This window comes from Streptomyces atratus (assembly GCF_040655115.1).
GTDB classification, from domain to species: Bacteria; Actinomycetota; Actinomycetes; order Streptomycetales; family Streptomycetaceae; genus Streptomyces; species Streptomyces atratus_D.
The window spans coordinates 1-1,422 of record NZ_JBFAJH010000143.1; the positions used below are offsets into that span (position 1 = coordinate 1).

A 1,422-nucleotide genomic window follows, 5' to 3' on the forward strand; every position below is an offset into this window, starting at 1 on the left:
CCGCTTCGTGTACTTGCTACCCACCTGGTCACTGCTTCCTCTGGAACCACTCAGGTCCCAGTCTCCAGGTGTCCATGATCAAGGGGAAGCTTCACCGTGCTGGACGTGGACCGTGTTCACGCCGTGGCGTTCCGCCGTGTGCACAGCCAGCGCACTCAGCGGGCTGGTGTCGTTGCTGAGGAGAACGGTATGCGGCCGGGTCGCGGCGAGGACGCGGTCCAGCCACGTCTCCACCCGAACAAGGGACCGCCACGAGGGCTGGGTGCAGCCGCCGCTCGTTTCCAGGAGAACGGACAAGAGCCGTACGAGCCTGGCGAGTTGAACGGTGTGCTCCTTGATACGGACGGCGTGTCCGTCCTCGGGCAGATGGAGTTCCTCCGCGGTGCCGGAGAGAGCGAAGAGACCACTCGGCGACGAGCACAGACCGATGCCCGCGGCCACCGGTGCTGGGCACCGCTCCGCCGGATCGGTGGCAAGGTCGACCACGAGGCTCGTCCGTCCATCGTGTTCCAGTTCTACGAGAACCGGCAACAGGGTGGCCGCGTGACGGGAGGACCAGGACAGCGCTACGACGTCTCTCTGCTGCAGACCCAAGGGGAGCGGGCTCGGCTCCGTGGTAGCCACGTTGGCCCGAGAGAGGTTGCGTAACTGGGCGGAGCGGGACGGGTTGTACGGGGCTGCTGCTCCGAGCAGGTAGGCGATGCCGGACCAGATGACGGTGTAGGCCAGGTACTCCCTGGAGCTGCTCGAACGCAGACCGACGAGCCCTTCGTACGGTGCGAGGGCCACGGGGCCCGGAGCCGCCGCGAACGGTTCCCAGGTGTTCAGGGCCAGCAGCTTGCGCAGGACCCCGGCCACGAAGCGCCCAACGGGCACGTGCTGCACATGCAGCCAGCTGGCACTACCCGGGGTGGAAGCGAGCGAAGCGCTGTAGCTCTCCAGGGCGGCCATGACGATCTCGACGAGGTCGCCCAGTTCTTGGCGGTCGAGCGGTATGGCATCCAGCTCCGCCGTTTTGATGCAGTCGGTCTGCACGCGGTCGAGAGCGCCACTACCGACAAGGACCCACCGCGGCTGACCGCCGAAGTCGGAACGAACCAGGCCCAGGCCGCCGACCGGATGGGTACTCACACCAGGCTCCCCTCAACGAACGGCTCGGACGAGTCGGCGGGGTGGAGAAGCTGCAGCAGCTCCTGCGGCGACTCGACGATCTCCGGCACGGGTGAGTTGGGCTGCCCGTATCCCCATCCGGCGTGGACGTACGCGACGCCTGCGCGAGCCGCCGCTTCCTGGTCGACTGCCATGTCCCCCACATACGTGGCCCCTGACCTCATGTATTCAGCTATAGCGTTTGTCCGCCTGTGAACTGACGTCTTGACAGTAAAAGGGTGCCCCTGGCCTGCGATGATCTGGATTGACTAG

Annotated in this window: 2 protein-coding genes; both read right to left on the minus strand. The window is 66.2% G+C overall.

Going from position 1 to position 1,422, the window contains the following annotated elements:
• Positions 1–78: 78 nt before the first annotated feature.
• Positions 79–1,131 (minus strand): hypothetical protein, encoded by a 1,053-nt coding sequence (locus tag AB0I23_RS41480; protein WP_359118450.1) that lies wholly within the window; start codon positions 1,129–1,131, stop codon positions 79–81.
• Positions 1,128–1,304, minus strand: a complete 177-nt coding sequence (locus AB0I23_RS41485; protein WP_359118452.1) for a hypothetical protein — start codon at positions 1,302–1,304, stop codon at positions 1,128–1,130. Before AB0I23_RS41485 ends, AB0I23_RS41480 begins: the two co-directional genes overlap by 4 nt.
• Positions 1,305–1,422: the final 118 nt, after the last annotated feature.